We start from the raw sequence: 26,473 nt of genomic DNA on the forward strand, positions 1-26,473 counted from the left end.
GGATCCTTTTGAACCGTGGCGATCCCGCCACTGTCAGCGGTCTGAGCTGCAGGCGAGGCTGGAGTGGAAGGGAAGGGACATCACTCAATGACTCGCATCGCCATCAACGGATTCGGCCGCATCGGGCGCAACGTGCTGCGCGCACTGCTGGAGCGCGACAGCGCCCTCGAGATCGTCGCCGTCAACGACCTGACGGAGCCCGCCGCTCTCGCCCGCCTGCTCGCCTACGACAGCACGGCCGGCCGGCTCGGGCGCCCGGTGAGCGTCGACGGGAACGTCCTCGTCGTCGACGGCCGTCGGATCACGGTGCTGGCCGAGCGCGAACCGGAGCAGCTGCCCTGGGCCGAACTCGGCGTCGACATCGTTCTGGAGGCCACCGGCCGCTTCACCTCGGCCAAGGCCGCCCGGGCGCACCTCGACGCGGGCGCGAAGAAGGTGCTCGTCAGCGCGCCGTCGGACGGCGCCGACGTCACGCTCGCTTTCGGGGTCAACACCGACGCCTACGACCCGGACCTGCACACGATCGTCTCGAACGCCTCCTGCACCACCAACGCGCTCGCGCCGCTGGCCGCGGTCCTCGACGAACTCGCCGGTATCGAACACGGGTTCATGACGACGGTGCACGCCTACACGCAGGAGCAGAACCTGCAGGACGGCCCGCACCGCGACCCCCGTCGCGCCCGAGCCGCCGGCGTCAACATCGTGCCGACCACGACCGGCGCCGCCAAGGCGATCGGACTGGTGCTGCCGAAGCTCGAGGGCAAGCTCTCGGGCGACTCGATCCGCGTACCGGTGCCGGTGGGCTCGATCGTCGAACTCAACACGACCGTCGCCCGCGACGTGACCCGCGACGACGTGCTGGCGGCGTACCGCGCCGCAGCACAGGGGCCGCTCGCCGGCATCCTGGAGTACTCGGACGACCCGCTCGTGTCGTCCGACATCACGGGCAATCCCGCCTCGTCGATCTTCGACTCGGCCCTGACCCGCGTCGACGGCCGCCACGTCAAGGTGGTCGCGTGGTACGACAACGAGTGGGGCTTCTCGAACCGCGTGATCGACACGCTCGAGCTCCTCGCCACCCGCTGACCGGACGCCGGCGCGGCCAGGACGCCGGGGCGCGCTGGCGTCCGAAGGGGCGGAACCTCAGATAACCCTCAACATATGTTGTCGATTTGGGTCAGAGGGTTACATCTAGGGGATAGTCGGGCTACTTTTCCTGAGTTTGCACGGAACACCACATCGTGCAGGAGAGGTAGCACAATCCATGAGTACCGAGACCTCAAGGCCGGTTCCTCCGACCGCCTCCACCGAGGCGGCCGGAGGCGGTCACCTTCAGGCGGGGCTGAAGAGCCGCCACCTGTCCATGATTGCCATCGGCGGAGTGATCGGCGCCGGTCTGTTCGTCGGCTCCGGCGCCGGCATCGCGGCGGCCGGCCCGGGCATTCTGCTCTCGTACGCGCTGGCCGGTGTGCTGGTCGTGCTGGTGATGCGGATGCTCGGCGAGATGGCCGCCGCCAACCCGCAGAGCGGGTCGTTCTCCGCCTACGCCGACCGGGCACTCGGCCGCTGGGCCGGCTTTGCCATCGGCTGGCTGTACTGGTTCTTCTGGGTGGTGGTGCTGGCGGTCGAGGCGACCGCCGGTGCGAAGATCCTGCACGGCTGGCTGCCCGGCGTCCCGCAGTGGGCCTTCGCCCTGCTCGTGATCGCCGTGCTGACCGTCAGCAACCTGGGCTCGGTCTCCTCGTACGGCGAGTTCGAGTTCTGGTTCGCCGGGATCAAGGTCGTGGCGATCGCGGCCTTCATCGTGGTCGGCGTCCTGGCGATCTTCGGCGTGCTGCCCGGCACCCACGCGGTCGGCACGGACAACCTGACCGGACACGGCGGCTTCCTGCCGCACGGCGTCGGCGCCGTGTTCACCGGCATGCTGACCGTCGTCTTCTCCTTCATGGGCAGCGAGATCGTCACGCTGGCGGCGGGCGAGACCGCGGACCCGCGCCGCGCCGTGACGAAGGCGACCAACAGCGTGATCTGGCGGATCGGCGTCTTCTACCTGGGCTCGATCCTCATCGTGGTCACCCTGCTCCCGTGGGACGCGGCCTCCGTCAAGGGCAGCCCGTACGTCGCGGTCCTGGAGCACGTCGGCATCCCGGGCGCCGCGCAGCTGATGAACGTCATCGTGCTCACGGCCGTGCTCTCGTGCCTCAACTCGGGCCTGTACACCGCCTCCCGGATGGCCTTCTCGCTCGGGCAGCGCGGTGACGCCCCGCGTGCCTTCGCCAAGGTCAGCCGACGTGGTGTGCCGCACGCGGCGATCCTCGCCTCGGTGGTCTTCGGCTTCGTCGCGGTGTTCTTCAACTACACCTCGCCTGACACGGTGTTCAGCTTCCTGCTGAACTCCTCCGGCGCCGTGGCGCTGTTCGTCTGGCTGGTGATCTGTCTGTCCCAGCTGCGGATGCGGAAGATCATCGAGCGCGAGTCGCCCGAGAAGCTGACCGTCCGGATGTGGCTCTACCCGTACCTGACCTGGGCCACCATCGGACTGATCTGCTTCGTGATGGCATACATGTTCACCACGTCCGCCGGCCGGATGCAGATGGTGCTCTCGCTGGTGGCCGCAGCCGTCGTGCTGACGGCCGCCCCGATCGTGCAACGTCGGCGCGCGGCGGCCTCCGGTTCCACCCGCTGACCGAATCGGCGAGTGCCGTCTCCTGGCGGCACTCGCCGTGCGGCGGGGCTTTCGGGTTAGCGAACCTCGACGTCCTCGACCGCCTTCGACGGTGGCTGGGGCCAACGGCCCCCCTGCCGGGCGCTCGTGTGCATGGGGTGATCCTCGCCGCGGTGCGTGGGATGAAGCGGCCAGCCCGTGCAACGGCCCTCGCACCGCCGCGCCCTGCGCCTGTGTTCGCTGTGCGATCGAGTCGATCGCACAGCGCCGCCCAGGCCGCTGACGGTCCGCCACACAGAACCGTCCCCGTCACACCACGACACGCTTGTGGTAGTTGACCCGGTCGATGTCGCGTACCTCGACTGTCACCTGGACGGTCAAGCCGGGCACCGGCGCAAGGTAGCGGCTGGCTGTCTCCAGGGCGGTGCGGCCAAGCTCTTGCTTGGTCTCGGGCGTGCGCCCCGACAGGATCGCAAGCTCCACGTGGATCATCGCGTTACTCCCGGAGCCCTCCCCGATGACGCTCTCCCCGCTTGCGTAGAACCTGGTCTTGAAGTCGTCCAGCGGACCGTCGAGCAGGTCCGCCGCCAGAGGGTGCAGGGCGAGGGTGAAACCTCGCCGGTCGAAAGCATCGGTCAGCTCGGCGGAGTACTCAACGGTGATCTGCGGCATGAGGAACTCTTACCACGTGGACCTCTTCGGTGGGGCCCGCGGTCTGCGCGATGACCCGCCGCATCGCATCGTGGTCGCTCAGTCCGGCGGCGCGGACTCTGCGGCTTCCAGCTCTTCCACCGTGGCCGCGCCGACCGGCACGTCGGGGTTGCGGAACCAGGAGCCCTGGACGGCCCACTGGATGAGCATCAGCACGAGGCCGAGCACCAGCGCGCCGATGCCGATCACGGAGACGCCGCCGACCTTGCCGACCACGGGCAGCGTCATGGTGGTGTGGCCGTAGTTCGGGTCGGCGTAGACGTCGAAGGCGGCGTAGCAGAAGAAGTACAGCAGTATGACGCCGCCGAGCAGCGGCAGGATGCCCTTGAACCAGAGATCGCGGGCGCTGCGGCGCAGCACCTTGCGGAAGTACCAGGCGCAGGCGAAACCGGTCAGTCCGTAGTAGAACGCGATGCCGAGGCCGACCGAGGAGATCGAGTCCGCGAGAACGTTGCTGCTGATCCGGGTCAGCAGGACGTAGAAGGCGATGGAGACCAGGCCCATCCCCACCGTGGACCATGTCGGGGTGGCGAAGCGCGGGTGCACCCGGCCGAATTGCGAGGGGATGGCCTTGTGCAAGGCCATGGAGAAACTGGTGCGCGCGGTCGGCAGGATCGTGGTCTGGGTCGAGGCGGCGGCTGAGGTGAGCACCATGAAGATCAGCAGCTTGGACAGGAACCAGCCGAGCCCCGAGGTGCCGAAGACGGCTCCGCCGAGGCCGGAGAGCACGTCGCCGGAGTTGTCCGGGTTGGTCAGCCCGATGCCCTTGTCGCCAACGCCCGCGAAAGCCTGCGCCGAGGTGGAGACCAGGGCGTAGATCAACAGCAGGATGACCGTCGAGAGCACCGCCGCCCGGCCGGGGGTGCGCGACTTGTCGGCGGTCTCTTCGTTGACCGAGACGGCCGTGTCCCAGCCCCAGTAGATGAAGACCGCGGCGAGGACGCCGGCGGTCAGCGCGCTCGGGGAGGACACCTGGAAGGGGTTGAACCACGAGCCCGAGACGCGGATCGCCGTCGCGGGCGCGTGGCTGCTGTAGACCTTGACCAGCGCGGTCACCGACAGGAGCGCCAGCATGGCGACCTCGACGCAGAGCAGGACGCGCTGCAGCGCCGCGGAGATCTCGATGCCGATGTAGCAGATGAAGGTCATCAGGACGATCCAGACGACCCCGGCCACGGTCGTCCACAGCGTGCTCGAAGCGAGGTTCGCGTGGCCCACGAGCTGGAAGCCGTAGATGCCGGCGATCTGGGCCAGATTGGCCATGACGATGATGTCGGCGATGATGATGCCCCAGCCGCCCATCCACCCGGTGCGGGGCCCGAAGGCCCGGGCGGCCCAGGTGAAGGTGGTGCCGCAGTCCGGGTCGACCGCGTTCATCTCCTTGTAGGCATAGGCGATCAGCAGCATCGGGATGAACGCCAGGATGGTGATGATCGGCGCCTGCAGACCGACGCCGACGACGATCAGTCCGAGCGTCGCCGCCAGGCTGTAGGCGGGTGCGGTCGACGCCAGGCCGATCGCCACCGAGGAGAACAGGCCGAGGGCGTTGCCCCGCAGACCCTTCTCGCCCGAACCGGAACCGGAGACCTCACCGGGCACGACGGACGCGCCCAGGCCCCACGACGAATCAGACGGTTCGGAGGACTCAGGAGTCGGAGACGAGGCACCCATGGTGAAACCTCCAGGCGCTCGTGCAGCGCCGGACCGCGGTCGGAGACGTGTCCCTATGATCACTCGATTCCCCGATTCCTGCCCACCCGGGGTGCCGCGGCGACACTCGGCGGGCCGGCATCGGGGCAGTGTCTGCGCGGGAAGGCAAATCCCGCCGAATCGCCGCGTTGCGGCGATTCCCGCCGGTAGGATCGGCGCGACATTCCGTACACGACTGGGGGATTCCTGTGCGACTGTTCATCACGTCGAGGCGATCGACGGCCACCGTCGTCGGTGCGGCACTGCTGCTCACCACCGCGGCAGCGGGGGTCGGGCTCGGAGCGGGCTCCGCTGCCGCCGCGCCGAGGACGACGCCGTTGGAGACCATCGCGGCGCTGTCCGCGCAGCGGGTCGAGGTGGGCGACCAGGTGGCGGCGGCCAAATACGGGACCGGCAGCCCGATCGACGACCCGGCGCGCGAGGCGGCCGAGATCGCCACCGCCGAGCAGCAGGCCACGGCTCTGGGTATCGACCCCGCGCCGGTCGCGAAGATCTTCCGCGACCAGATCGAGGCCAACAAGGTCGTCCAGCGCGCCCTGTACGCCGAGTGGGACGCCGACCCGTCGCTCGTCCCGACCACCAGGCCCAGCCTGGCCACCATCCGGGTCGAGCTCGACACCATCGGCACCGAACTCGTCCAGGCCATCGCCGCGGCCGAAGCCAGCCGCCAGGCGCCCTCCTGCGACGGGCAGTTGACCGCAGCGGCGGTCCACGCCCGGCACCAGCAGAGCCTCGACGCCCTTCACTACGCCGCTCTGCTCCGCGCCCTGCCGTCGGTCTGCGCCGACTGATCCGCGACACGGCAGGATGCCGCTCGTCGAGGAGGGCCGGGACCTGTCCTCGACGAGCGGCATCCTGGTCGACGCCGTCTAGCGCCGCCCGCTTACCGCCTAGGGTCTGCGGTCGGCCTGACGGCCCGGCCTCACCTCAGATGCCGACCGAAGAACTGGTTCCCGTCCTTCAGCTCGAACCACGGGGTGCCCGTGTGCCCGCCCATGTTGGCGTGCAGCGTCTTCTCCTTGCTGCCGAAGGCGTCGAACAGGTCCAGGGCGCGCTGCCGAGGGTTCCCCTCGTCGTCCCACTGCAGCAGGAACAGCAGCGGAATGGTGAGCTGCCGGGCTTCCTCGCGCTGGGCGCGGGGCACGTAACCCCCGGCGAAGAAACCCGCGGCCGCGATGCGCGGCTCGGCCACCGCCAGCCGAATGCCGACGGCGGTCCACCCCGAGTACCCGACCGGGCCGTCGATCTCGGGCAGTTCAAGGAGGGCGTCCAGGGTGGTCCGCCAGTCCGGGACCGCCTTGTCGACCAGCGGGCCGATGAAGGACTCGAAGATCTCGTCAACCGGCTCGCCGGCCTGCATCGCCCTGCGGAGGTCCGCGCGGGCCTGGTCGTCGGCGGCTGAACGGGGCCGACTACCGCATCCAGCTGCGTCGATGGAGGCCACCGCGTAGCCGTTCGCCGCGGTGTGCCGGGCCCGGGCGACCAGCCGGGGTTCGTTCTTGGGCAGGCCGTTGTTGTGGGCCATCAGGACCAGCGGTACCGGTGCGGAGGCGGATCCGGGCATCCACAGGGTGCCGGGGATCTCGCCGAGGGTGAACTCGCGCTCGACGACGCCGTCGAGACGCTGCTCGGAAGTGAATTCCATGGTCGTGCCTTTCGGGAGTGCTCGTAAAAACGGCGCTCCCGGACGACCTATCGCCCGACCATGACCCCAGAGGGGAGCACCCATGTCGTTTGTGTGTTCACGGGTACCACCTCCTCGTTCTCCTGCACGGTCTCGGCATAGCTAAGCAGGGGTTGCCGTGGTCTGCAAACAGGTTTCGCCCTGCGTCGGTTCGGCGGTGTTCACGCCGGAGGCGCTGCTCGCCTCCGGCGACGCGGAGGCCTGCGCCGAGCTGTTGCCGGGGTTGGCGGACGGCACGTCCGTCGGGACGATGGACCTCGGTCTGCCGGCGGCCTGAGCCGGTTACGCCATCGGGGCGGGCTGCGACGTCCAGCCTGCGCCCTCTTCTCTAACAACTGTTTGGTAGGTTAGCGTGCCCCTAGGGCGTCGCGAGCCACGTTCGAGAGCCAAGGGGCTGAGTATGACCACAGTCGACGCCTTCCGGGCCGAGATCCGGGACTGGCTGAAGGGCAACCTCGCCGGTGAGTACGCGCTTGCCGACGCGCCCGCCCGGGTCAACCACATCGGCGAGCACCCGCGCCGAACTCGTCCGCGATGCACGGGTGGTGACGGGCCAGAGGATCTGGACCTCGCTGGCAGACGAGTCCGACTGGTGCTTCGTCATCGCCCGGACCGCCGCCCGATCACGCCGCGACCAGGGACCGTCCTACTTGCTGGTGCCCATGCACCAGCCGGGCGTCGAGGTGCGGCCGATCGTTCAGCTCACGGGGACCAGCGAGTTCAACGAGGTCTACCTCCTCTTCTCCCGTCCGGACACCGTCTACGCCGGTACCGACGAGATCCAGCGCACCATCATCGCCGAGCGCGTGCTCGGCCTGCCGAGGGAGGCTCGCGCATGACGCCCACGACCCCCGAGTACGTTCCCGCACACGGCTTGCTGACCGGCCGCACCGCCGTGGTCACCGCCGCCGCCGGAGCCGGCATCGGCGGTGCGACCGCCCGCCGACTGCTGGAGGAGGGCGCGGACATCGTCATCGGCGACGCACACGCCCGCCGCACCAAGGAGACGGTCGACCAACTCGCGGCGGAGTTCGGCGCGGACCGGGTGGCCGGACGCAGCTGCGACGTCACCGACGAGGAGCAGGTCGCCGCACTGTACGACCTCGCGGAGGAACGCCACGGCCGCCTCGACATCGTCGTCAACAACGCCGGCCTCGGCGGCACCGCCGAACTCGTAGACATGACCGACGAACAGTGGGACCGGGTCATCGACGTCACCCTGAACGGCACCTTCCGCTGCACGCGTGCCGCGCTGCGGCGGATGAAGGCCGCAGGCGACGGCGGAGTGATCGTCAACAACGCCTCCGTGATCGGCTGGCGGGCCCAGGCCGGTCAGGCCCACTACGCCGCCGCCAAGGCCGGCGTCATGGCGCTGACCCGCTGCGCGGCCGTGGAGGCGGCGGGCTACGGGGTGCGCGTCAACGCCGTGTCGCCGAGCCTGGCCATGCACCCGCACCTCGTCAAGGTCACCACCCGGGAACTGCTGGAGGAGCTCACCGCCCGGGAGGCGTTCGGCCGCTACGCCGAGCCCTGGGAGATCGCCAACGTCATCGTCTTCCTGGCCAGCGGCTACTCGTCGTACATGACGGGGGAGACGGTCTCGGTCAGCAGCCAGCATCCGTGAAGGAGCAGGCCGTCCGGCGGCCGGCATTGACGTTCGCTCCCTCGGCTCAGGTTCGGGGCACCGGGAAGAGCATGCAGCTGCTGGTGGCGTGGGCGAGCAGCCGGTCCTCGGAGTCGAGGAGTTCGGCCTGGGCGAGGGCGGTGCGCCGTCCCTGGTTGAGGACGGTGCCGACCGCGCGGATCTTGCCAGTGCCGACGGTGATCGGGCGCAGGAACTTCACGTTCAGGTCGAGCGAGGTGTAGCCCGTGCCGGCCGGGAGCACGGACTGGACCGCGCAGCCGGCGGCCGAGTCCAGCAGCGAGGCGTAGACGCCGCCGTGGACGCTGCCGATGGGGTTGTAGTGCTCCTCGCCCGGCTCCAGGACGAACACCGCGCGGCCGAACTCGACCTGGTCCAGGGTGAATCCCAGGGTCTCGGCGAGCGGAGGCGGCGGCAGCTCGCCGGCGAGGAGCCGCCGCAGGAACTCCAGCCCGCTCCCGTCCCCGACGGCCGACGCGGTGATACCGGGATCCTGCCAGCCATACGTGCGCGACCTGGTCATGTCCTGCCCCTCTTCAGCTGACTTCACTTTTCGAAGCTAGCCATCCGCGCATCTGGATGTCAACCCCGAAGTCAGCCTAGGATGGGTCCATGACGTGGCTGGAGACGAGCACCGAGAACTGCACCGTCCAGCGGGCCGTCGACCTCGTCGGCGAGCGGTGGGCCCTGCTCGTCCTGCGGGACGCGATGAACGGCGTGCGCCGCTTCGACGACTTCCGCCGGCACGTCGGGCTCTCCGAGGCCGTGCTCTCGGACCGGCTGCGCAAGCTCGTCTCCGCCGGCATCCTGACGGCCGTCCCCTATCGCGAGCCCGGCAGCCGCACCCGCCACGAGTACCGACTTACCGAGAAGGGCTGGGACCTGTGGCCGGCGATCATCGCCCTCAAGCAGTGGGGGGACCGCTGGGCCGCGGATCCGGACGGCCCGCCCCTGGAAGTCAGCCACCGTGACTGCGAGGCGCCGCTCGAAGTCGTCGTCCACTGCGCTGACGGGCACGGACCGCTCACCCCGCGCCAAGCGCGCGCGACTTTGACGGCGTCGGCCCGGCCGCTGCCGTGAACTGACATCACGTCAGATGATGCCGCGACCCGTTCATCCGGGTGGGAGCACCTGGCCGTCGGGCCGGCGGACTGGGTTGGACGCTGCGCGGCACGCTGGCAACTGTGGCGGACATGCCAGGGCGGCGACTGTCTCGGCGGCCTGGGTCATGATGCGTTCAACCAGCTCCTTGCAGGACGGAAGATCCTCGATCAGACCCGCCACCTGGCCGGCGGCCATCACCCCGAGGTCGGGACGGCCGTCCACCATGGCGGCCTTGAGCATCATCGGGGTGTTGGCGGCCAGCAGGATCTGACTCCACGTCAGATCCTTTCCGTGCTTCATCGCCAGGCCGTCGCGGACCATGGCCGACCAGCTCATGCCGGAGATCCTGCGGAACGCCGCGGCGTGCCGCACCGCGCGGAGCAGGGCGGTGGTCCGACCGGAGCGCTCCAGGCCGTCGACCAGTTCGGTGCGCAGCATCCGGTGGGGGAGGCCGTCCACCTTGGTGGTGACGGTGACGTCCTGCACGGACGCGGCGAGGTAGCGGGCCTTGACGGCGTCCGGGACGGTGGAGTCCGAGGTGAGCAGGAACCGGGTGCCCATGGCGACCCCGGCGGCGCCGTACGCCAGCGCGGCCACCAGCCCGCGTCCGTCGTGGAAGCCGCCGGCCGCGATCACCGGGATGTCCACCGCGTCGACCACCTGCGGCAGCAGCACGGTGGTGGCGACGGCGCCGGTGTGGCCGCCGCCCTCACCGCCCTGCACCACCACGGCGTCCGCGCCCCAGGCGGCGACCTTCTCGGCGTGCCGCCGGGCGCCGATGGAGGGGATGACGACGACGCCCGCGTCCTTGAGCTCCGCGATCAGCTCGCGGGAGGGGGCCAGCGCGAAGGAGGCGACCCGAACGCCCTCCTCGATGATGATCCGCACGCGGTCCCTGGCGTCGCTCGCGTCCGCGCGCAGGTTGACGCCGAATGGCGCGTCGGTGCGCTCCTTGACCTCGCGCACCGCGGTGCGGAGATGATCGGTCGTCATGGTGGCGGAGGCGAGGATGCCGAGTGCCCCGGCGTTCGCGGTGGCGGATACCAGGCGCGGCCCGGCGACCCAGCCCATGCCGGTCTGCACGAGGGGGTGGCGGACGCCGACGAGCTCGGTCAGCGCGGTCCCGAAGCTCGCGGTGCTGCGTGCGCTGTCGGTGCTCACGACCGGACCTCGCGATCGCGCAGCCGCTTCGGGTCGATCACCTCGCGGATCAGGTGCAGCTCGGCCTCGGTGGGCTCCCGGGTGGCCGGCACCTCGTCCGGCACGACCAGCGGGAAGGCGGTGGCTGCCTGAACCTGCTCGACGCTCACCCCGGGGTGCAGCGAGCGGAGGCGCATGGTGCGGTCCGGGGTCTCGAAGTCGAAGACGCCGAGGTCGCTGACGACCCGTCGGATCTCGTGGAAGCGGCTCGCGGCCGGCCCCGCGGCAGCCGCGCGGTCGTACCCGACGCCGCAGACCATGTCGACCTTGTCCACGAAGACCCGTGGGGAGTGCTTGGGCACCCAGTAACTGGTCGGGTTGTTGACGGTGTTGACCGGAGCCCCCCGCACGCCGAGCAGTTGGCGGTCGGGTCGGGCCCAGTCGCCGATGCAGGAGATGTTCTGGTTGCCGTGCCGGTCGATCTGGCTGGCGCCCATCATCACGTGCCGCCGCCCGCCCGCCACCATGGACAGGTGCAGGCGGTAGGGCAGCCAGCCCTCGACCACCTCGGCCTTGGCGCCGACCGCAGGGGTGTCGCCGATGAACATCGCCTCGCCGTCGGTGAGCAGCAGGTCGGGGGAGAAGGTCAGCCGGGCGAGCCGGGCGCCGACGGCGGGCACGGTGCCCATCGGGGTGGCCAGGATCTCGCCGTCGCCGCGCCAGGCCTCGGCGCAGGCCACCACGCAGTACTCGGCGCGAGTGGTCATCAATTCTGCTCCTCTTGACGGAAAGCACTGACGGCGGCCTGGTAGGCGTCCTCGTCCCCGGACAGGAAGCGTTCGGCGAACGCCGCCCAGGCCTGCGGGTCGGCGGCGGCTGCGGCGTAGGCGCGTTGGAAGGCCTCGTCGCGCTCGTAGTCGGGCAGGCAGGAGGTGAAGTGGGCGCCGTTCGGGGTCTCGACCACGCCGGTGACGTCGGAGCGCTTGATCAGCAGGGTCTGCGGCGCGCCCGACTTCAGCAGGTCGGCGGTGTCGACGATGCGTTCGCAGGACACGTACGCCTCGCGGGCCGCCGCGCAGAACAGGTCGTCGAAGTACGGGTCCGGGCCGAGGTACTGGCCGTTGCCTCGGGCGTCGGCGGCGTTGACGTGGACCAGCGCCGCGTCGAGTTCCAGGGCGGGGACGGCGACCAGCTCCTCGCCGTCCGCGTACGGCGAAGTCACCGTCCGCAGCTGGGGGTTGACCCGCATGACGTCGGAGCCGAGACCCGCCCTGCCGGGCATGAAGGGCAGTCGGTGGGCGGCGGCGGTCAGGCCCCACATGAACATCGACTCGTCCAGCTCGACCAGTTCGAATGCGCCGCGCTCGCGGGCCGCGCGGAAGTGCGGCTCCAGCGGGATCGAGTCCAGGGTGACGAAGGCGGCCACCAGCTCGCGGATCCGGCCCGCCGCGGCGAGCAGCCCGACGTCGGGGCCGCCGTAGGAGACGACGGTGAGGTCGGTGACCTCGGACCGGAGCAGGGCGCGGACCAGGGCCATCGGCTTGCGCCTGGACCCCCAGCCGCCGATGCCGACGGTCATCCCGCTCTCCAGGCGGGCGACCACCTGATCCGGCGTCATGATCTTGTCGCTCAACGTTCCTCCCCCTTGGCCTCGCCGGTCACGAAGGCGTCCCGGTGGCGGTCGGCCACCCCGCTCAGGTTGGCCTCGAAGGTGAACCCCTGCTCGAAGCGGTAGCTCCGGCGGACGTCCACCGGATCGATCCCGTTGATCGCCGCCTTGGCGAGGCGGATCAGGTAGCCGTCCTTGGCGGCGATCTCCCGGGCCAGCTCCAGCGCGGAGGCCGCCAGCTCGTCGCGCGGCACGACCTGCCACACCGAGCCGTGCCGGTGCAGCTCCTCGGCGCTGACGGTGCGTGAGGTGTAGTACAGGGTGCGCATCAGGTGCTGCGGGACCAGCCGGGCGAGGTGGGTGGCCGCGCCGAGCGCGCCGCGGTCCAGCTCCGGCAGGCCGAAGACGGCGTCCTCGCTGGCCACGATCGCGTCCGCGTTGCCCACCAGGCCGATGCCGCCGCCCAGGCAGAAGCCCTGGACGGCGGCGACCACCGGCACCTCGCACTCGTAGACGGCGGCGAACGCCTCGTAGCAGCCGCGGTTGGCACCGATCAGCGCGTCGTGACCGGCGGAGCGCTGCATCTCCTTGATGTCGACGCCCGCGTTGAAGCCGCGCCCGGCGGCGGCCAGGACGACGCAGCGCACCTCCTGGTCCGCGCCCGCGGCCCGCACGGCGGCGGCGAGGTCGTACCAGCCCTGCACCGGAAGGGCGTTGACGGGTGGGAAATCGACCGTGACGACGGCCACGCCCTTGTCGGGCGTCGAGGTGGAGACAGCCATGAGACGACCAGCTACCTTTCAACCAAACATTTGTTAGGTGTGAAGGTACGGGAGCGGACGGCTGCCCGCAACGGATCTGCCCGAACGAGTGATGCCCGTCATCGGCGGGGCCGGAGGAGTGGGCACGGGCATCGCCCCGGGGTCTTCGGCGGAGTGTCGCGCCTGTCGCCATTGCCTTGGCTGGAAGCCTCGGTGTGCGTCGGCGTGCATGTACCTTGACGGGTACGTACCCAAGTGGGTACGTTGGCTGCCATGGACGCTGTGCTGCACGCGCTGTCCGACGAGAGTCGGCGGACGGTACTGGAAGTGTTGCGGGATCACCCGGCCACCGTGAACGAACTGGCCTCCGTGCTGCCGATCGCCCGGCCCGGCGTCTCCCGGCACCTGCGGGTGCTGCGGGAGGCGGGCCTGGTGGAGGTGCGCCAGGAAGCGCAGTGGCGGGTCTACAGCCTGCGCCTGGAGCCGCTGGCCGAGCTCGACGAGTGGCTAGGCCGCTATCGCGCCTTGTGGGAACGGCGCATGGGTGATCTCCACACGGAAATCGCACGTGGAAAACAAGAGCGAAAGGCCAAACAATGACCAGTGCCACCGGGCGCGACCCCCGCATCATCGGCAGCCTGCGGCGTCTCGACGACGGCAGGGGCGCGGTGACGATGGAAGACTTCTACGACACCGACATCGACGACCTGTGGTCGGCGGTGACCGACCCCGACCGACTGGCACGCTGGCTCGCCGTGGTCGACGGGGAGCTGCGCCTCGGTGGTCGTATCCATGCGAAGTTCACCAGCGACAACGAGGGCCCCGGACGCATCGACGTGTGCGACGCCCCCCGGCGCCTGCGGGTTACCTTCGAACCGGGCACGCCCAACGAAACCATCGTGGAAGCGAACCTCACGTCCGTCGGCAGTCGAACCCGACTGATCATCGAGGAACGCGGCCTCCCGCTCGAATACGTCCCCGCCTACGGTGCCGGGTGGCAGACACACGCCGAAGACCTGGCCGCCTACCTGGCCGGACGCGAACGAGGCGAGTGGCTGGAGCGGGTGCTGGAACTCAAGCCCGTCTACCAGGCGATTGCCGAGGACCGGGCGTGAGTGGGTAGCGGCGGGACCGCCGGACTGACCGTCAACCAGGTGCTGGTCAGGGAGGACTGACGAGGAGTCACCGAATGGTCGGGAAGCTCTCGGCGGTCAGCAGGGCGAGGGCGGAGTCGACCAGGTCCGCCACCAGCAGGCTCTGGCTGGGGAGTTTCCTGCGCGTGGTGCCGCTCCTGCCGGCACAGGTGTCGAGGAGTCGCTCGCGCTGGGCCAGGGTGTGCAGCACGAGCCCGACGAAGAACTCCCACCGGTTGGCCCGGACCCGTGGGGAGAGCGAGAGCGCGGACATACCCTGCTCGATGCGTGCCCGGATCAGCGCAATACCGTGCGTCCACTCCTGGGCGGCCAGGTCGTACGGCGCTATCTCCTCCACGTAGAGGGCGTTGACGACGAAGCGCAGGAACCGGCTGGGCCGCTCGGGGCTGTCCAGCCGCTCGGCCATGGAGTGCACGAGCAGTTCGACCAGCGCGCGCAGGTCCTTGCCCCGCCCTTCTGCGTCGAGCTGTTCCAGCTGCCGCAGTTGCCGTTCGCTCGTCGGTGCCATGCGGTGCTGGTAGACGGCCTCGACCAGGGCCTGCTTGGTGCCGAAGTGGTAGGCCACGGCCGAGGTGTTGCGCTGGCCGGCGGCCGACGCGATCTCGCGCAGGGACACGGCATGGATGCCGCGCTCGGCGAAGAGCTGCTCGGCCACCTCGATCAGGCGCACGCGGGTGTCGGATGCGGGAGTCACACGGGCCAGTGTGGAGCATCTTGCACGATTAACGCAGTCGCGTTAGAACTGACGGTGCGTCAACGTTGCTCTCGCGACCGCGTCAGGAGCTCACGCGTGAAGAAGCCCAACATCCTCCTGGTCGTCTCCGACCAGGAGCGGCAACGCGGCTGGATCCCGCCCACGGTGCGGCTGCCCTGGCGCGAGCGACTGCTCGCCGAAGGATTGGAGTTCACCAACTACTGGACCCACTCGTCCCCGTGCTCGCCGTCGCGCGCCACCATGATGACCGGCCAGTACGTCACCCAGCACCAGGTCGCGGAGAACGTGATCCTTCCCTGGCAGCCGCAGCTGGACCCGGGCGTCCCGACCATCGGCAGCGCCCTGCGGAAAGCCGGCTACCGCACCTCCTACCTCGGCAAGTGGCACCTGTCCGCCTCGGCACACCCGAACATGGAGGCCTACGGATACGGCGACTGGGACGGCAACGACCACCACTTCATGGGCATGGCCGGCACCGGCGTGCACTTCGACCCGATCATCGCCCGCAACGCCGCGCACTGGCTGCGACAGAACGCCGACGCGCCGGACCCGTGGTTCCTCACCGTCGCGCTGGTCAACCCGCACGACGTCATGTGGTACCCGATCGACCAGCCGGAGTACCAGCGCGCGAACCCGGCGATGCTGGACTTCGTGCGCCAGTTCCTCGACGGCGGCGACTGGGGCGGGGGACAGGCCGTCCCGCCCTACGAGCAGCCCTACGAGCGGGTGTTCAGCGACCTTCCCGCCAACTTCGAGGACGACCTGCACACCAAGCCCGACACCCAGCGGCAGTGGCGGTACGACCAGCAGCACAGCCTGTGGGGCCGGATCGACCCCGCCGACAAGCGCGCCTGGCTGCGCCAACTCGACTACTACGTCCAACTGCACCGCCTCGCTGACGAGAGCCTCGGCACGGTGCTCGGCGCGCTGGAGGCCTCAGGGGGCTGGGACGACACCGTCGTCGTCTTCACCTCCGACCACGGCGACATGTGCGGCTCGCACGGGCTGCGCTCCAAGGGGCCGTTCGTCTATGACGAGATCATGCGCGTGCCCTGCTACGTGAAGATCCCCGGTGTCACCCGGGCCGGCACCGTGACGAACGCCCTGGCCTCGCACGTCGACCTGGCCACGACGATCTGCTCGCTCGCCGGCGCGCGACCGGAGGCCTCGTTCCGGGGGACCGATCTCTCCCCGCTGTTCCGCGACCCGGCCGCCTCGGTCCGCGACTACGTGCTCTTCGCCCATGACGCCGTGCACACCCGGCAGATCCAGCAGACGCGGTACGCGATCCGCGGCATGTTCGACGGGCGCTACAAGTACGCACGCTACTTCGGCGTGGGCGGAGGCATGCCCGCCGACGGTCCCCAGCAGCTCGTGCCGTCACAGATGCGCTTCGGCCCCGACGCCGACTTCGACGACAACGACCACGAACTCTACGACCTCCAGGAGGACCCCCACGAACTCGTGAACCTCGCCATGGACCGCGGGCGGCGGGCGCAGGTCCGCGAGCACTTCGCGCAGTTGAGAGCACTGGAGCGCACCGACCTCACGCCGCTGGAGTAGCGGAATCCACTCGGGTGGTGCCCGGGCCCCATGCCTCGCACCGGTGCGGTCCGGTGTGGTCCGGACTGCCCGGACCGCACCGGAGGGTTCACTACCGGGACGGGAGGTAGTAGGGGCGGTTGTGGGCCGCGACGGGCGCGGACTGGTACGTCCAGGCGCCGACCGCCGCGGCGTCCCCGAGAAGCAGCTGAAGATCGGCGCCGGCCGGGTGGTCGGGGGCGGTGACGGTCAGTCGGACGCGGTCGGCCGTGGCGGTGTCGAGCGGGTGGTAGCGGTAAGGGTGGTAGACGTTCATCGGTCCGGCGAGCAGGCGCTGTTCGGCGTCGGTGCCGTAGCCGGTGACGGGGGCGCTGTTGACGGGCTCCCCGTCGAGTCCGGCGAGGTCGGCGTCGAGAGTCAGCAGCGGAGCGCCCTCGGGGGTCTTGCAGATGATGGACCACGCGTGGTGGTCGGTCGGGCCGTTGAGGGACGGCATGACGGTCTCGAACGAGCCCGGGTGCTTGGGTTCCGCGTACAACAGGCGTCCCGCGTCGATGGCGAGCGGGTTGTCGCACAGGACGTGGAGCCGGGCGATGCCGAGCAGTTTGGTCTGGTCGATCCCGCGGGCGTAGTCCTGGTAGCCGATCGCGGCGACACGGTGTTCCTCGCCCGCGGGGTGTGCGATCAGGTTGATCTCGATCTCCTGGGTGATGCCCCCGCCGTTGGGATACTGCGCGAAGTAGAGCTGGTAGTTGACCGACACGCAGGCCCGTCCACCGAAGTCGGCCGCGGCCAGGGCCGGGTGTCGCTGGGCGAGGAGTTTGCGGGCCGGCTCGGCGTCGGTCAGGAAGTCGACACCGATGTTGTGCAGCGCGCCGTAGTGGAACGGAAGCTGGAACGGTGCGGCGACGGGCGGCAGCGGCAGCGGGCGGCGGTCGTTCACGACGCGAGGTCTCCTTCGATCGGGTGCGCGCCCGCGGTGACGACGCGGCGGCGTGAGCTCAGGTCCAGGTGGATCCGCTCGGCGCTGCGGAGCGCGAGGGCGGCCATGGTCAGGGAGGGGTTCGAGGTGGCGACGGTCGGCATGGAGCCGCAGCCGACCGCGTAGAGCCCGGGGTGGTCCCAGCACCGTTGCCACTGGTCGACCACGGACGAGGAGGGCGAGTCGCCCATGATGTGGGTGCCCGCGCCGTGGCCTGCGGCGCGGTAGCCGTAGCCGCGGCCCTCGTGTTCGAAGTAGCCGGGCCACGCGGGGCCGGGCTCGAAGCGGGTGTGGTCCTCCGCTCCCAGCAGGGTGAACAGTCGGTCGGAGACGTGCTTCGCGGCGGCGACGCCGCGCCGCACCCACCCGGAGAGATCGTAGTGAATGACCGGTCGGGGGATCCCGAGGCGGTCGCGGTGGCGGGGATCGATAGCGACGCGGTTGGCGGGGTCGGCGTCCTGCTCCATCTCGAACTGGAAGGCGAACTCGCGGCCGACCCGGTCGGCGAGCGCATCACGCAACTCCCTGCCGAGCAGGCCGCGGCGGTGCGGGCCGCCGGAGCGGAGCAGCTCGGCGACCCGGCCCTCGGGCGGGCCGAGGGCCCAGGTCCAGCCCCAGTTCCCGATCTCGACGCGGAACGGCGCCCGGTGCGCGCGAGCCCGGCCGAAGCGGAACCCCTCCAGACCGGAGGTCGATCCCGGTCCTCGGTAGGCGCCGACCTGCTGGGGCATCAATCCCCAGGTCAGCAGGACCGGGTGGTCCATCAGGTTCCGGCCGACCAGTCCGCTGCTGTCGGCGGCCCCGGACAGCAGGAGCACCTTGGCGTTCTCGATGGCGTGTGCGGCCAGGACGACGAGCTCCGCGAGGACGTGGTGCGGCCGGGCGCTCGGGGCGGCGCCTTGGGTTCCGGCGCCTTGGGTTCCGGCGCCTTCGGGTCCGGCGCCGTCATAGGTGAGGTAGTCCACGCCCCGTGCGCGCCCGTCGCTGTCCAGGCGTACCCGGGTGACGACGCTGCGGGTGCGCAGCGTGACGTTGGCCGGCCAGCGGGACTGCGTGCGCAGGGGCGTGTACTTTGCGCCGGACGGGCAGACGGGCACGCAACTGGCGTGCCCGGAGCACGGCGCGCCGTATCCGGGGTCGGGCTCGTCCGGGTGGGGCAGGCCGTTGCGGGCGTGCGGCGTGGTGGTCACGCGCAGCGCCACGGGTCGGCCGGTGCCGGGGTCGCGAACGTGGTGGCCGTCGAGGGCAGCAGCCATGACCTGGTCGAGGTGGCTGCGCGGGATCGCCCGCATCGGGTACCGGTAGCCGTCCGGGAACGGCAGCCCGACGGCGGCGCGCTGTTCGTCGGCGTCTCCGGAGATGCCCAGCTCGCGTTCGGCCGCCCGATAGTACGGTTCCAGGTCGCCGTAGCCGATCGGCCAGTTGCGGCCGTGGCCGAAGTCGCCGGAGCGGAAGTCCTCCGGGTGCATGCGCGGGGTCAGCCCGGTCCAGGCCAGCCCGGTGCCGCCGTTGGCGCGCAGGTAGCCGCTGGCGTAGGGGAGCGGGCCGCGCTGCTCGAGGTAGCCGTGTGCGCGGAACCCGCCACCGGTCAGTCCCTCCAACTCCGTCACGTCCGGTGACGGTGCGAACCGACTTGTCTCATAGGGGGAGTTGGGTGTTTTCCACAGCGCCGCCCCGAAGCGCTCGACGGCCGCCGACCGGACCTCCGCCTCCGCACCGGCCGGGCCTCCAGGACCGGCCTCCAGGACCAGCACCCGCCAGCCCTGTTCGCCGAGCCGCTTCGCCACCAGGCTTCCGGCGAAGCCCGCGCCGACGACGACCACGTCCCACCGCTGCGCATCCAGGTCGCTCACCGGGACCCCGCAGGAATGCCCCGGCCGACGGGACGCGGGGGAGACGACCAGCTCCCGTGCCCCGGTCCGGCCGTCCCGGGAGGCACCGCGCCGAAACTGCGCCAGACCAGGCCCTGCGAGTAGCCCTGCGGCGAGGCCAGGGACGGCTGGCCGAGGCCGGACGGTGGGGACCAGACACCCGTGAACCAGAGGTGCGCCACGGCGCGGGCCAGCACCGCGAGTTCCGGGTCACGCTCCGCGGCGGCCAGGAGCAGGGAGAGGTCCGGCGCGGCGGCGACGGTCTCGACCAGACCCTGTAACGGCTGGTCGCCGACGCTTCCGGCGATCAGCAGGAGATACGACCCGACCAGTCCGGTCTTCTGTAACTCCTCCTCGCGGAAGCCCGTCAGCGTCGCGGACGCTGCAAGGAACGCGTCTACGGTCGTCATTCCATCCCCCGTTGTTTTCATGCTCATGACGACTACTTTGCCAGGAGCCTTCCTCATCCGGGTCTTGTTCATGCGCATGCGCACGACGTCTCTCACGGCGGCTCCCACGACGCAGGCCGGTCGGGGAGGCGCCCCCCTCCAACTGCGGGTAGGTGTCCTGCGGCTGGACGCCGTACATCGACATCTCCTGCCGCGTCGCGCCCCGGCCCGCCCCGAGGTCGACCCGCCCTACGGACCGTCAGGGCTGCCCTGAGAAATGATCTTGCGGACCTTCGGGAAGCGGCGGCGCGCCGGTAAGGATGGGGCGCTGGTCGTACGCGGGTTCGAAGGGAACGTCATGCACGCGCGGGGAAAGCCGAACCGGTCATCGAACGAGCGGGACGCCGGTCACAGAGCGACCCGGACCGGTGCGGGTGCCGGTGCCGGCGCGCCGGCACCGGTCCAACGGATGCTGGACCTTCAGCAAGCGGCGGGGAACGACGCGGTGGCCCGCGTGGTCGAGCAGGAACGGCACCAGCACGGGCCGGGATGCGAGCACGCGGACCCAGCCGTTCAGCGTGCGGAGGCTGCAGAGCGCGGCCACGCGCACGGGGGCGCCGAGGACACCGAACCGACCAGCCGTCGCAGCCTCATCGACGCCGCGATGGCGACGCCGAGCAGCCCGCTCCCCGGACCCTTCCTCTCCAAGGCGAAGGCGTTCTACCGCAACGACGGCCTCTCCGCGGGCCGCGTGCACGACAACGCGACCGCCCAACGCGCCACCGCGGCGCTCGGCGCGCACGCCATGACGATCGGCAGCCACATCTTCCTCGGCCCGTCGGCCGCCGGGAACACCGAGATCCTGGCCCACGAGGCCAGCCACCTCGACAAGAACCTCCGGGGGATCCGCGAGACGGGCAACGACAGCGGCGCCGGTGTCACGGTGACCGACCCGGGGCAGGGCTCGGAGCGCGCGGCTGCCGCCGACGGCGCCGCGTTCGCGTCGGGAGCGGCCACCGCGCCGTCCGTCGTCGCGCAGCGCACGGCCGGCGTTCGCGCCGACGCGACCCACGGGGGTCCGGCGGTCCAGCGCACGGTCTGGGAGTTCAGTCAGGGCGCCAACTTCAGCGACCCCCGCTCGGGCCGGGAGACCCGCTGGGTCAACAGGGACGACCGGGCTGAGGTCCGCACCTCCACTCAGCTGGGCATCGACGGCCATGGCGCACCACGGCACGGGGACGTCTACGACGACGCGACCGGGCAGGTGCACAGCAGCGGGAACGCGAAGTTCGGCAAGAGCGGCGTCATTCCCGAGCGCGAGTACCCGCAGCGCGAGTCGCAGACCCGAGGGGCCCTGGTCGAGGCCAAGCAGGCCATCGCGACGGCCCTGACGCTGCTGGCGGCGGCGGGGAACGACCCGGGCGGCCAGCTGCTGACGGGGCTTCAGTCGGGCTTCCCGGTGTTCCGGTCCGCGACGCCCGAGCAGATCGCCACCTTCCTGCCGCGCATCACCGAGGTCGTACGGCGTATCCAGACCGGGCTCAACGCCCACGGGGCGGAGTTCACCCTGGTCGGCAACGGGAAGGTGCCGCGCGGAGTCGCGGGCTGGGTCGGTTCCAGCTGGCAGGACCTGTACACCCGGGCGACCAACCCGAACCAGCAGAAGAGCGAGGACCTGCCGCCCCTGGACACGGGCCGCAGCGGCCCGATCAACCTCACGGAGGAGGGCCAGGTCGCCTGGTACGTCATCCATGAGGCGACGCACCGGTTCGCGGGCACGCTGGACTACCAGTACAGCGCCCACGACTCGGAGTTGCAGGAGGAGGAGTACCTCGCCGGCCTGGCCGCCACCATGCCCGAGGCGGCGGCGGAGACCGAGCGGAACATGATCGGCAAGCGCGCCCTGCGGGACCCCTCCAAGTACAGCGGTGAGAACAAGGAGTCCGGTCGGCAGGCGAACTGGTACGCCATGGGTCAGCGGGCACTGATGAACGCCGACTCGTACGCCCAGTTCATCCTGATCGCGGCGGGGGCTCGGGCTCCTCGGTTCTGATCCGCCGGACAGGCGTACGGGAATCCCCTCCCCATGGGGCACCTCCTCCATGCCGGTGCGCCTGTCACCTGAGCGGCCCCCTCGCGCTGCCCACTGAGCGCTGTGCCCCGAGCCTGGGGAGGGACACGGCACACGGGAGGCTCGGATGGCGGCGGGGCGCACGACAGCGGGGCGCACGACAAGTGATCGCATGGACGCGCTGGTGATCTTCGGTGCGACCGGGGACCTGGCCAAGCTGGAGACCTTCCCGGCGCTGGTCGGGCTGGTGGAACGCGGTGTGCTGGACGTCCCCGTGGTCGGGGTGGCCAAGAGCGGCTGGGGGCTGGACCAGTTCCGGGACTACGCTGCGGCCTCGCTCCGGCTCAACGGCCTGGATCCCGACTCCGATGCGGCCCGCACGATGCTCGGCCTGCTGCGCTACGTGGACGGGGACCTGGGCGACGACGCGACCTACCACGCGATGTCCGAGGCCATGGGCCCGGCATCCGGAGGTGCGCTGTTCTACCTGGAGGTGCCGCCGCCGCTGTTCGCCCGGATCGCGCAGGGCATCGCCACCGCCGGGCGGGCCGAGGGTGCCCGGGTGATGGTCGAGAAGCCGTTCGGGACCGACCTGGACAGCGCCCGCGCCCTCGACACGACGCTGCACCGCTTCTTCCCCGAGGACGCGATCTACCGCGTGGACCACTGGCTGGGCCTGGACCCGGTGGAGAACATCCTCTTCGCGCGGTTCGCCAACGCGGTCTTCGAGCCGCTGCTCAACCGCACCTATGTCGAGAGCGTCCAGATCACCATGGCCGAGGCCTTCGACGTCGCCGACCGCGGCGCCTTCTACGACCGCACCGGCGCGATCCGTGACGTGGTGCAGAACCACCTGCTCCAGGTCCTCGCCACCGCGCTGGCTGACCCGCCGTCCGGCACCGGCCTGGACTCGTGGCGGGACGCGAAGGCCGCGGTCGTCAACTCGATCCGTCCGCTGACGCCCGACCATGTGGTGCGCGGTCAGTACGCCGGCTACCGGGACGTCGCCGGGGTGGCCCCGCAGTCGACGACGGAGACGTACGCCGCTGTCCGGCTGGCCGCGGAGTCGTGGCGCTGGGCGGGCGTGCCGATCGTGATCCGCGCGGGCAAGTGCCTGCCGGTGACCGCGACGGAGGTCAGCTTCGTCTTCCGGGCCGCGCCCCACGACCTCTTCGGGATCCGGCCCGGACCCGTCAGCAACCGGCTGCGGTTCCGCGTCTGGCCGGAGACGCAGGTCGGGCTGGCGTTGGCGGGCAAGCAGCCGGGCGGCGGGTGGCACGCCAAGCACGAGGAGCTGATCTTCGCCGAGCAGCCCGGCTCGGACATGCGCCCCTACGACCGGCTCATCGGCGCGGCCCTGGACGGGGACCGCTGGCTCTTCGCCCGGCAGGACACGGTCGAGTCCGCCTGGCAGATCGTCGACCCCGTCCTCGGCGACGCGGTGCCGGTCCACCCCTACGAACGTGGCAGCTGGGGCCCGAAGGAGGCCGACGCACTCCTGCCCCGCGGCGACCTCTGGCACGACCCGGTCGCCTGAGCCGCAGTTGCGAGGGTGCCGGCGGCTACGCGTAGCGTTCGAGGAGGGCTTGCAGGTACTGCTCGAGCCTGCTCGTCAGCAGGGCGGCAGTGAGGTCGTGGCGGCCGAGTGCCCGCCAGGGGACGGCGACCTTCTCGGCGTCGGGGGCGAAGGCGAGGGCGTCGAGCAGGCGCCAGTACAGGTGCGCCGCGTTGTCGTCGGTGAGCTCTCCTCCTGCGGCGAGGTACCGGTCGGCGAAGCTCATTCCCGTGGGAACGCCGTGGAGCAGGGCGAGCGCGGTCGAGCAGTGCGCGACGTCCAGGTCGGCCGGGCCCCATGAGGTCTCCACCCAGTCGACGACGCCGCTGATGCGGACGTCATCGCTGCTGCCGTCGAACAGGACGTTGCCGGGGTGGTAGTCGCGGTGCAGGAAGCAGGACCGGTGGGCGGGAGGCTCCTGCCGGATCACGTCGACGGCCTGTCGCCACAGGTCCGGACGCGTGGTCTGCTCGGGCAGCCGCACCCGCTCCGGGGAGGTCCAAGGCTGCCAGGTCCGCGGCCTCGTCCGCGAAGTGACGCCGACTCGGTGGATGCGCACCAGCTGGGCGGCCAGGAGGTCGGCGCGGTGCCGGGCGCCGTGGTCGTCCAGGCGGACGGTGCCGGGCAGCAGGGACATCAGCAGGGACGGGTGGTCGCAGGCGGTCGCTGTCGGGTCGGCGTCGACGAGGGTGGCGGCGGGGATGTCCGTGTCGGCGAGCAGGCGCAGGATCGCGGCCTCGCGGGTCAGCAGGCCGTCGGCGTGGCGGCGGTAGAAGGGTGTGACGAACGAACGCAGCACCAGCGCGCGCCCACCCCCGTCCGCTCCGACGATGTCCAGTCGTCGCATCTCGGACGTCCAGCCGCCGCGCAGGCGCGTGACGTCGGCTATCCGCTCCCCGGCGGCGAACCGCCGCTCCACCCACGCGCGGGTGGCGGCCCAGCCCTGGTCCTCACTGGTGATCACGAGGGGAGAGTATCGGGTCTACTTCGCCTCAACGGGTGCGGGGCAGGGCTGGGCGGCGCAGGGCAGGTCCTGGCTTTCTCGGCGCGCTACACCGGCAGGCTCAGTGCCTTCGACATGGCCTCCGCAAGTGCGGGATTGCGGTGGACGTCCTCGTCGCGCCGGAGCGCGTTGACGACGTTCTGGGCTGTTTCGTGCGGCTTGTCCTGGCTGAGCTTGGCCTTGGCCACCACGCGGCTCGGGGTGAGCCGGAACCCCGTGGTCCCGGGGGCGATGCGCCGTGCGTACTCCTCGACCTCGGGCAGGCGCCAGGGAGTTGGCCGCGCGGCCTCGAAGTGGTCGACCGTCCTGTCCAGCACCTCGTAGGTCTCGTCGGGGCTGAGGATTTCGGGGGTGCCGTGCAGGTGCGCGACGACGAAGTTCCAGGTGGGCACGTAGGGGCCGCTCTCGTAGAAGCTCGGCGAGATGTACCCGTTGGGGCCTTCGAAGACCAGGACCGTGCGGTGTCGGCCCAGCTCGTGCAGTTCCGCGTCTTCACGGGCGAGGTGGCCGAGCACGGTGGCGTCGTCCCGATCGGGGTCGAGGATGACGGGCACGTGCGACACCACCGGGGCGCCGTCGGGAACGGCGCTGACCAGCGTGGCCCATCCCCGGCCGGCGATGAGCGAGCGGAGCTCGTCGGGATCGGTGAGTGCGTAGAGGGGCTGTTCGAGCACTGGACGTCCTCACAGGAGAAGCAGAATTTCCCAACCGTGCTAGAACACTTCTTCAAGTGTCATGGAACACTAATCCGGGTCTGGGGATGACCGCAAGCGGTCAGGGCCGGGATCTCGGTGTCCGCTCCCGCCTATCGGTGCACGGGCGGTGTACTAGTACACTTGCGGCCGTGGATCTTGTACGTATCGAAGGCCGGACCTCACGCGAGGTGGTCGACAGCGTGGAACGCGCCGTCCGCGACGGGCAGGCGGCGCCCGGCGACGTGCTGCCCTCCGTGCGGGCGCTCGCTGCCCACCTGCAGATCAGCCCCGCCACCGTGGCCGCCGCCTATCGGGATCTGCGCATCCGCGGCGTGCTGACCAGCGAGGTCGGCCGGAACACCCGGATCAGCGCCCGACCACCGTTGATCAGCCGCGTGCCGGGAGCGGTCCCCGCCGGGGCCAGGGACCTGAGCGACGGCAATCCCGATCCCGAGCTGATGCCGTCGGTAACCCGCGCCGCCCACGTCGTGAACTTCGGCCACGACGGCTACAGCTCGCCCACGATGCTGCCCGCGCTGGCCGGGCGGGCATCCCTCCAGTTCGCCGAACTCGGCATCGGCGAGGAGCAGTTGTGCCTGGCAAGCGGGGCAATGGACGGGGTCGAGCGGGTGCTGTCCGCGTGGCTGCGCCCCGCCGACCAGGTCCTGGTCGAGGACCCCTGCTACACGGGCGTGCTGGACCTGGTGCGGGCGTGCGGCCTGACCGCGGTGCCGGTCGCGGTCGACGAGCGCGGCCTCGTGCCCGACGCCCTGAAGGCGGCCCTGACGGGGAAGACTGCGGCGCTGGTCCTCACCCCCCGGGCCCAGAACCCGACCGGAGCCGCCCTCGACGCTGTCCGCGCGGCCGAACTGTGCGCGGTGCTGGAGCGCCACCAGGAGGTCCTGGTCGTGGAGAACGACCACATGGGCCCGACGGCCGGGACTGACTTCTTCACACTCACGACCGGACGCCGACGCTGGGCGGTGATCCGCTCGGTCAGCAAGTCCCTGGGGCCGGACCTGCGTCTGGCGTACGTCGCCGGCGACCCGATGACGGTCAGTCGGGTCGAGGGCCGCCAACGGCTCGGCAGCGGCTGGGTCAGCCACATCCTGCAGCAGATCGTCCTGGAACTCTCCACCGACCCTGCCGTGCAGGACATGATCCGGCTGGCCGAGCGGACCTACCGGACGCGCCGCGAGGCGCTGCTCGGCGAGCTGGCGGCACGCGGGGTGGCCGCGTCGGGGCGCTCGGGGCTGAACGTGATGATCCCCGTGCTGGAGGAGGCGACGACGCTCCGGTCGCTGCAGGAGCGCGGCTGGCTGCTGCGTGCCGGTGAGCCGCACCGCCTCGCCAGTCCGCCGTTCGTCCGGGCCACCACGGCGACCCTCGCACCGGAGGAGGCCGCCGAACTCGCCGACGCCGTCGCGGAGTCCGTCCAGCCCCAGCGCCGCACGCGCTCGGTCTGACATG

General features: G+C 70.8%; 25 protein-coding genes and 1 pseudogene. 12 read left to right on the forward strand and 14 right to left on the reverse strand.

The window, feature by feature from the left end; all coding sequences use genetic code 11:
- The first annotated feature begins 87 nt into the window (after positions 1-87).
- Together gap and ABH928_RS06010 are read left to right on the forward strand one after the other, a co-directional pair.
- Complete coding sequence (gene gap, locus ABH928_RS06005) at positions 88-1,086, forward strand: type I glyceraldehyde-3-phosphate dehydrogenase (protein WP_370062784.1); 999 nt, start codon at positions 88-90, stop codon at positions 1,084-1,086.
- A 178-nt stretch (positions 1,087-1,264) separates the two neighbouring features.
- Positions 1,265-2,686, forward strand: a complete 1,422-nt coding sequence (locus tag ABH928_RS06010) for an amino acid permease (RefSeq protein WP_370062786.1) — start codon at positions 1,265-1,267, stop codon at positions 2,684-2,686.
- A gap of 288 nt (positions 2,687-2,974) precedes the next feature.
- On the opposite strand, the gene ABH928_RS06015 is transcribed toward ABH928_RS06010, so the two are convergent.
- Together ABH928_RS06015 and ABH928_RS06020 are read right to left on the reverse strand one after the other, a co-directional pair.
- Entirely contained in the window at positions 2,975-3,337 is a 363-nt protein-coding gene (locus ABH928_RS06015) for a 5-carboxymethyl-2-hydroxymuconate Delta-isomerase (protein ID WP_370062788.1), read from the reverse strand.
- A 78-nt stretch (positions 3,338-3,415) separates the two neighbouring features.
- The gene (locus ABH928_RS06020) at positions 3,416-5,047 is read right to left on the reverse strand and encodes an APC family permease (RefSeq protein ID WP_370062790.1); all 1,632 of its coding nucleotides are present in this window, start codon (positions 5,045-5,047) and stop codon (positions 3,416-3,418) included.
- Between the two features lie 227 nt (positions 5,048-5,274).
- Between ABH928_RS06020 and ABH928_RS06025 the strand changes: the two genes are divergently transcribed.
- The gene (locus ABH928_RS06025; protein ID WP_370062792.1) at positions 5,275-5,877 is read left to right on the forward strand and encodes a chorismate mutase; all 603 of its coding nucleotides are present in this window, start codon (positions 5,275-5,277) and stop codon (positions 5,875-5,877) included.
- A gap of 131 nt (positions 5,878-6,008) precedes the next feature.
- Here ABH928_RS06025 and ABH928_RS06030 read toward each other — a convergent pair whose 3' ends face one another.
- Positions 6,009-6,731: a dienelactone hydrolase family protein gene (locus tag ABH928_RS06030; RefSeq protein ID WP_370062794.1), complete on the reverse strand. Its 723-nt coding sequence runs from the start codon at positions 6,729-6,731 to the stop codon at positions 6,009-6,011.
- A 439-nt stretch (positions 6,732-7,170) separates the two neighbouring features.
- On the opposite strand from ABH928_RS06030, the pseudogene ABH928_RS06035 reads away from it, so the two are divergent.
- Positions 7,171-7,504: pseudogene (locus ABH928_RS06035) on the forward strand (acyl-CoA dehydrogenase family protein); the annotation flags it as partial.
- Between the two features lie 101 nt (positions 7,505-7,605).
- Positions 7,606-8,394, forward strand: coding sequence for an SDR family oxidoreductase (locus ABH928_RS06040; RefSeq protein ID WP_370062796.1), 789 nt, complete (start codon positions 7,606-7,608; stop codon positions 8,392-8,394).
- 46 nt (positions 8,395-8,440) lie between these two features.
- Here ABH928_RS06040 and ABH928_RS06045 read toward each other — a convergent pair whose 3' ends face one another.
- Positions 8,441-8,935, reverse strand: coding sequence for a PaaI family thioesterase (locus ABH928_RS06045; RefSeq protein WP_370062798.1), 495 nt, complete (start codon positions 8,933-8,935; stop codon positions 8,441-8,443).
- An 89-nt stretch (positions 8,936-9,024) separates the two neighbouring features.
- On the opposite strand from ABH928_RS06045, the gene ABH928_RS06050 reads away from it, so the two are divergent.
- Entirely contained in the window at positions 9,025-9,492 is a 468-nt protein-coding gene (locus tag ABH928_RS06050) for a winged helix-turn-helix transcriptional regulator (RefSeq protein ID WP_370062800.1), read from the forward strand.
- Between the two features lie 33 nt (positions 9,493-9,525).
- On the opposite strand, the gene ABH928_RS06055 is transcribed toward ABH928_RS06050, so the two are convergent.
- Genes ABH928_RS06055 through ABH928_RS06070 form a run of 4 tightly spaced genes read right to left on the reverse strand, consistent with a single transcriptional unit; the run spans position 9,526 to position 13,047 of the window.
- Positions 9,526-10,677, reverse strand: a complete 1,152-nt coding sequence (locus ABH928_RS06055) for an NAD(P)H-dependent flavin oxidoreductase (RefSeq protein ID WP_370062802.1) — start codon at positions 10,675-10,677, stop codon at positions 9,526-9,528.
- Positions 10,674-11,423: a CoA-transferase subunit beta gene (locus ABH928_RS06060; protein WP_370062804.1), complete on the reverse strand. Its 750-nt coding sequence runs from the start codon at positions 11,421-11,423 to the stop codon at positions 10,674-10,676. The genes ABH928_RS06055 and ABH928_RS06060 overlap by 4 nt, the downstream gene beginning before the upstream one ends.
- The gene (locus ABH928_RS06065; protein ID WP_370062806.1) at positions 11,423-12,289 is read right to left on the reverse strand and encodes a CoA transferase subunit A; all 867 of its coding nucleotides are present in this window, start codon (positions 12,287-12,289) and stop codon (positions 11,423-11,425) included. Before ABH928_RS06065 ends, ABH928_RS06060 begins: the two co-directional genes overlap by 1 nt.
- Complete coding sequence (locus ABH928_RS06070) at positions 12,286-13,047, reverse strand: enoyl-CoA hydratase family protein (protein WP_370062808.1); 762 nt, start codon at positions 13,045-13,047, stop codon at positions 12,286-12,288. The genes ABH928_RS06065 and ABH928_RS06070 overlap by 4 nt, the downstream gene beginning before the upstream one ends.
- 252 nt (positions 13,048-13,299) lie before the next feature.
- On the opposite strand from ABH928_RS06070, the gene ABH928_RS06075 reads away from it, so the two are divergent.
- Entirely contained in the window at positions 13,300-13,626 is a 327-nt protein-coding gene (locus tag ABH928_RS06075) for an ArsR/SmtB family transcription factor (protein WP_370062810.1), read from the forward strand.
- Complete coding sequence (locus ABH928_RS06080; protein WP_370062812.1) at positions 13,623-14,141, forward strand: SRPBCC family protein; 519 nt, start codon at positions 13,623-13,625, stop codon at positions 14,139-14,141. Before ABH928_RS06075 ends, ABH928_RS06080 begins: the two co-directional genes overlap by 4 nt.
- A gap of 67 nt (positions 14,142-14,208) precedes the next feature.
- Here ABH928_RS06080 and ABH928_RS06085 read toward each other — a convergent pair whose 3' ends face one another.
- Positions 14,209-14,874 (reverse strand): TetR/AcrR family transcriptional regulator, encoded by a 666-nt coding sequence (locus ABH928_RS06085; protein WP_370062814.1) that lies wholly within the window; start codon positions 14,872-14,874, stop codon positions 14,209-14,211.
- A 96-nt stretch (positions 14,875-14,970) separates the two neighbouring features.
- Between ABH928_RS06085 and ABH928_RS06090 the strand changes: the two genes are divergently transcribed.
- Positions 14,971-16,458 (forward strand): sulfatase-like hydrolase/transferase, encoded by a 1,488-nt coding sequence (locus tag ABH928_RS06090; protein ID WP_370062816.1) that lies wholly within the window; start codon positions 14,971-14,973, stop codon positions 16,456-16,458.
- Between the two features lie 91 nt (positions 16,459-16,549).
- On the opposite strand, the gene ABH928_RS06095 is transcribed toward ABH928_RS06090, so the two are convergent.
- From ABH928_RS06095 to ABH928_RS06105, 3 genes are read right to left on the reverse strand one after another with little or no spacing between them, the layout of a single operon-like run.
- On the reverse strand, positions 16,550-17,380 hold the full coding sequence (locus tag ABH928_RS06095) for a hypothetical protein (RefSeq protein WP_370062818.1): 831 nt from the start codon (positions 17,378-17,380) through the stop codon (positions 16,550-16,552).
- The gene (locus ABH928_RS06100) at positions 17,377-19,272 is read right to left on the reverse strand and encodes a GMC family oxidoreductase (protein ID WP_370062820.1); all 1,896 of its coding nucleotides are present in this window, start codon (positions 19,270-19,272) and stop codon (positions 17,377-17,379) included. Before ABH928_RS06100 ends, ABH928_RS06095 begins: the two co-directional genes overlap by 4 nt.
- Positions 19,269-19,700 (reverse strand): hypothetical protein, encoded by a 432-nt coding sequence (locus ABH928_RS06105; protein ID WP_370062822.1) that lies wholly within the window; start codon positions 19,698-19,700, stop codon positions 19,269-19,271. The genes ABH928_RS06100 and ABH928_RS06105 overlap by 4 nt, the downstream gene beginning before the upstream one ends.
- A 448-nt stretch (positions 19,701-20,148) precedes the next feature.
- Here ABH928_RS06105 and ABH928_RS06110 point away from each other — a divergent pair, with 448 nt between their 5' ends.
- Both ABH928_RS06110 and zwf read left to right on the forward strand, forming a co-directional pair.
- Complete coding sequence (locus ABH928_RS06110) at positions 20,149-21,732, forward strand: DUF4157 domain-containing protein (RefSeq protein WP_370062824.1); 1,584 nt, start codon at positions 20,149-20,151, stop codon at positions 21,730-21,732.
- A 190-nt stretch (positions 21,733-21,922) separates the two neighbouring features.
- Positions 21,923-23,287 carry a glucose-6-phosphate dehydrogenase gene (gene zwf / locus ABH928_RS06115; protein WP_370062826.1) on the forward strand — a complete coding sequence of 455 codons (1,365 nt, stop codon included), beginning with the start codon at positions 21,923-21,925 and terminating at the stop codon, positions 23,285-23,287.
- A gap of 25 nt (positions 23,288-23,312) precedes the next feature.
- On the opposite strand, the gene ABH928_RS06120 is transcribed toward zwf, so the two are convergent.
- A complete protein-coding gene (locus tag ABH928_RS06120) occupies positions 23,313-24,269 on the reverse strand; it encodes a phosphotransferase family protein (protein ID WP_370062828.1) in 957 nt (318 codons plus the stop codon).
- 86 nt (positions 24,270-24,355) lie between these two features.
- Positions 24,356-24,982 carry an FMN-binding negative transcriptional regulator gene (locus ABH928_RS06125; protein WP_370062830.1) on the reverse strand — a complete coding sequence of 209 codons (627 nt, stop codon included), beginning with the start codon at positions 24,980-24,982 and terminating at the stop codon, positions 24,356-24,358.
- A 170-nt stretch (positions 24,983-25,152) separates the two neighbouring features.
- On the opposite strand from ABH928_RS06125, the gene ABH928_RS06130 reads away from it, so the two are divergent.
- Positions 25,153-26,469 carry an aminotransferase class I/II-fold pyridoxal phosphate-dependent enzyme gene (locus ABH928_RS06130; RefSeq protein WP_370062832.1) on the forward strand — a complete coding sequence of 439 codons (1,317 nt, stop codon included), beginning with the start codon at positions 25,153-25,155 and terminating at the stop codon, positions 26,467-26,469.
- The last annotated feature ends 4 nt before the right edge of the window (positions 26,470-26,473 follow it).

The sequence above is a fragment of the Streptacidiphilus sp. MAP5-3 genome (assembly GCF_041262505.1).
Lineage (GTDB): Bacteria > Actinomycetota > Actinomycetes > Streptomycetales > Streptomycetaceae > Streptacidiphilus.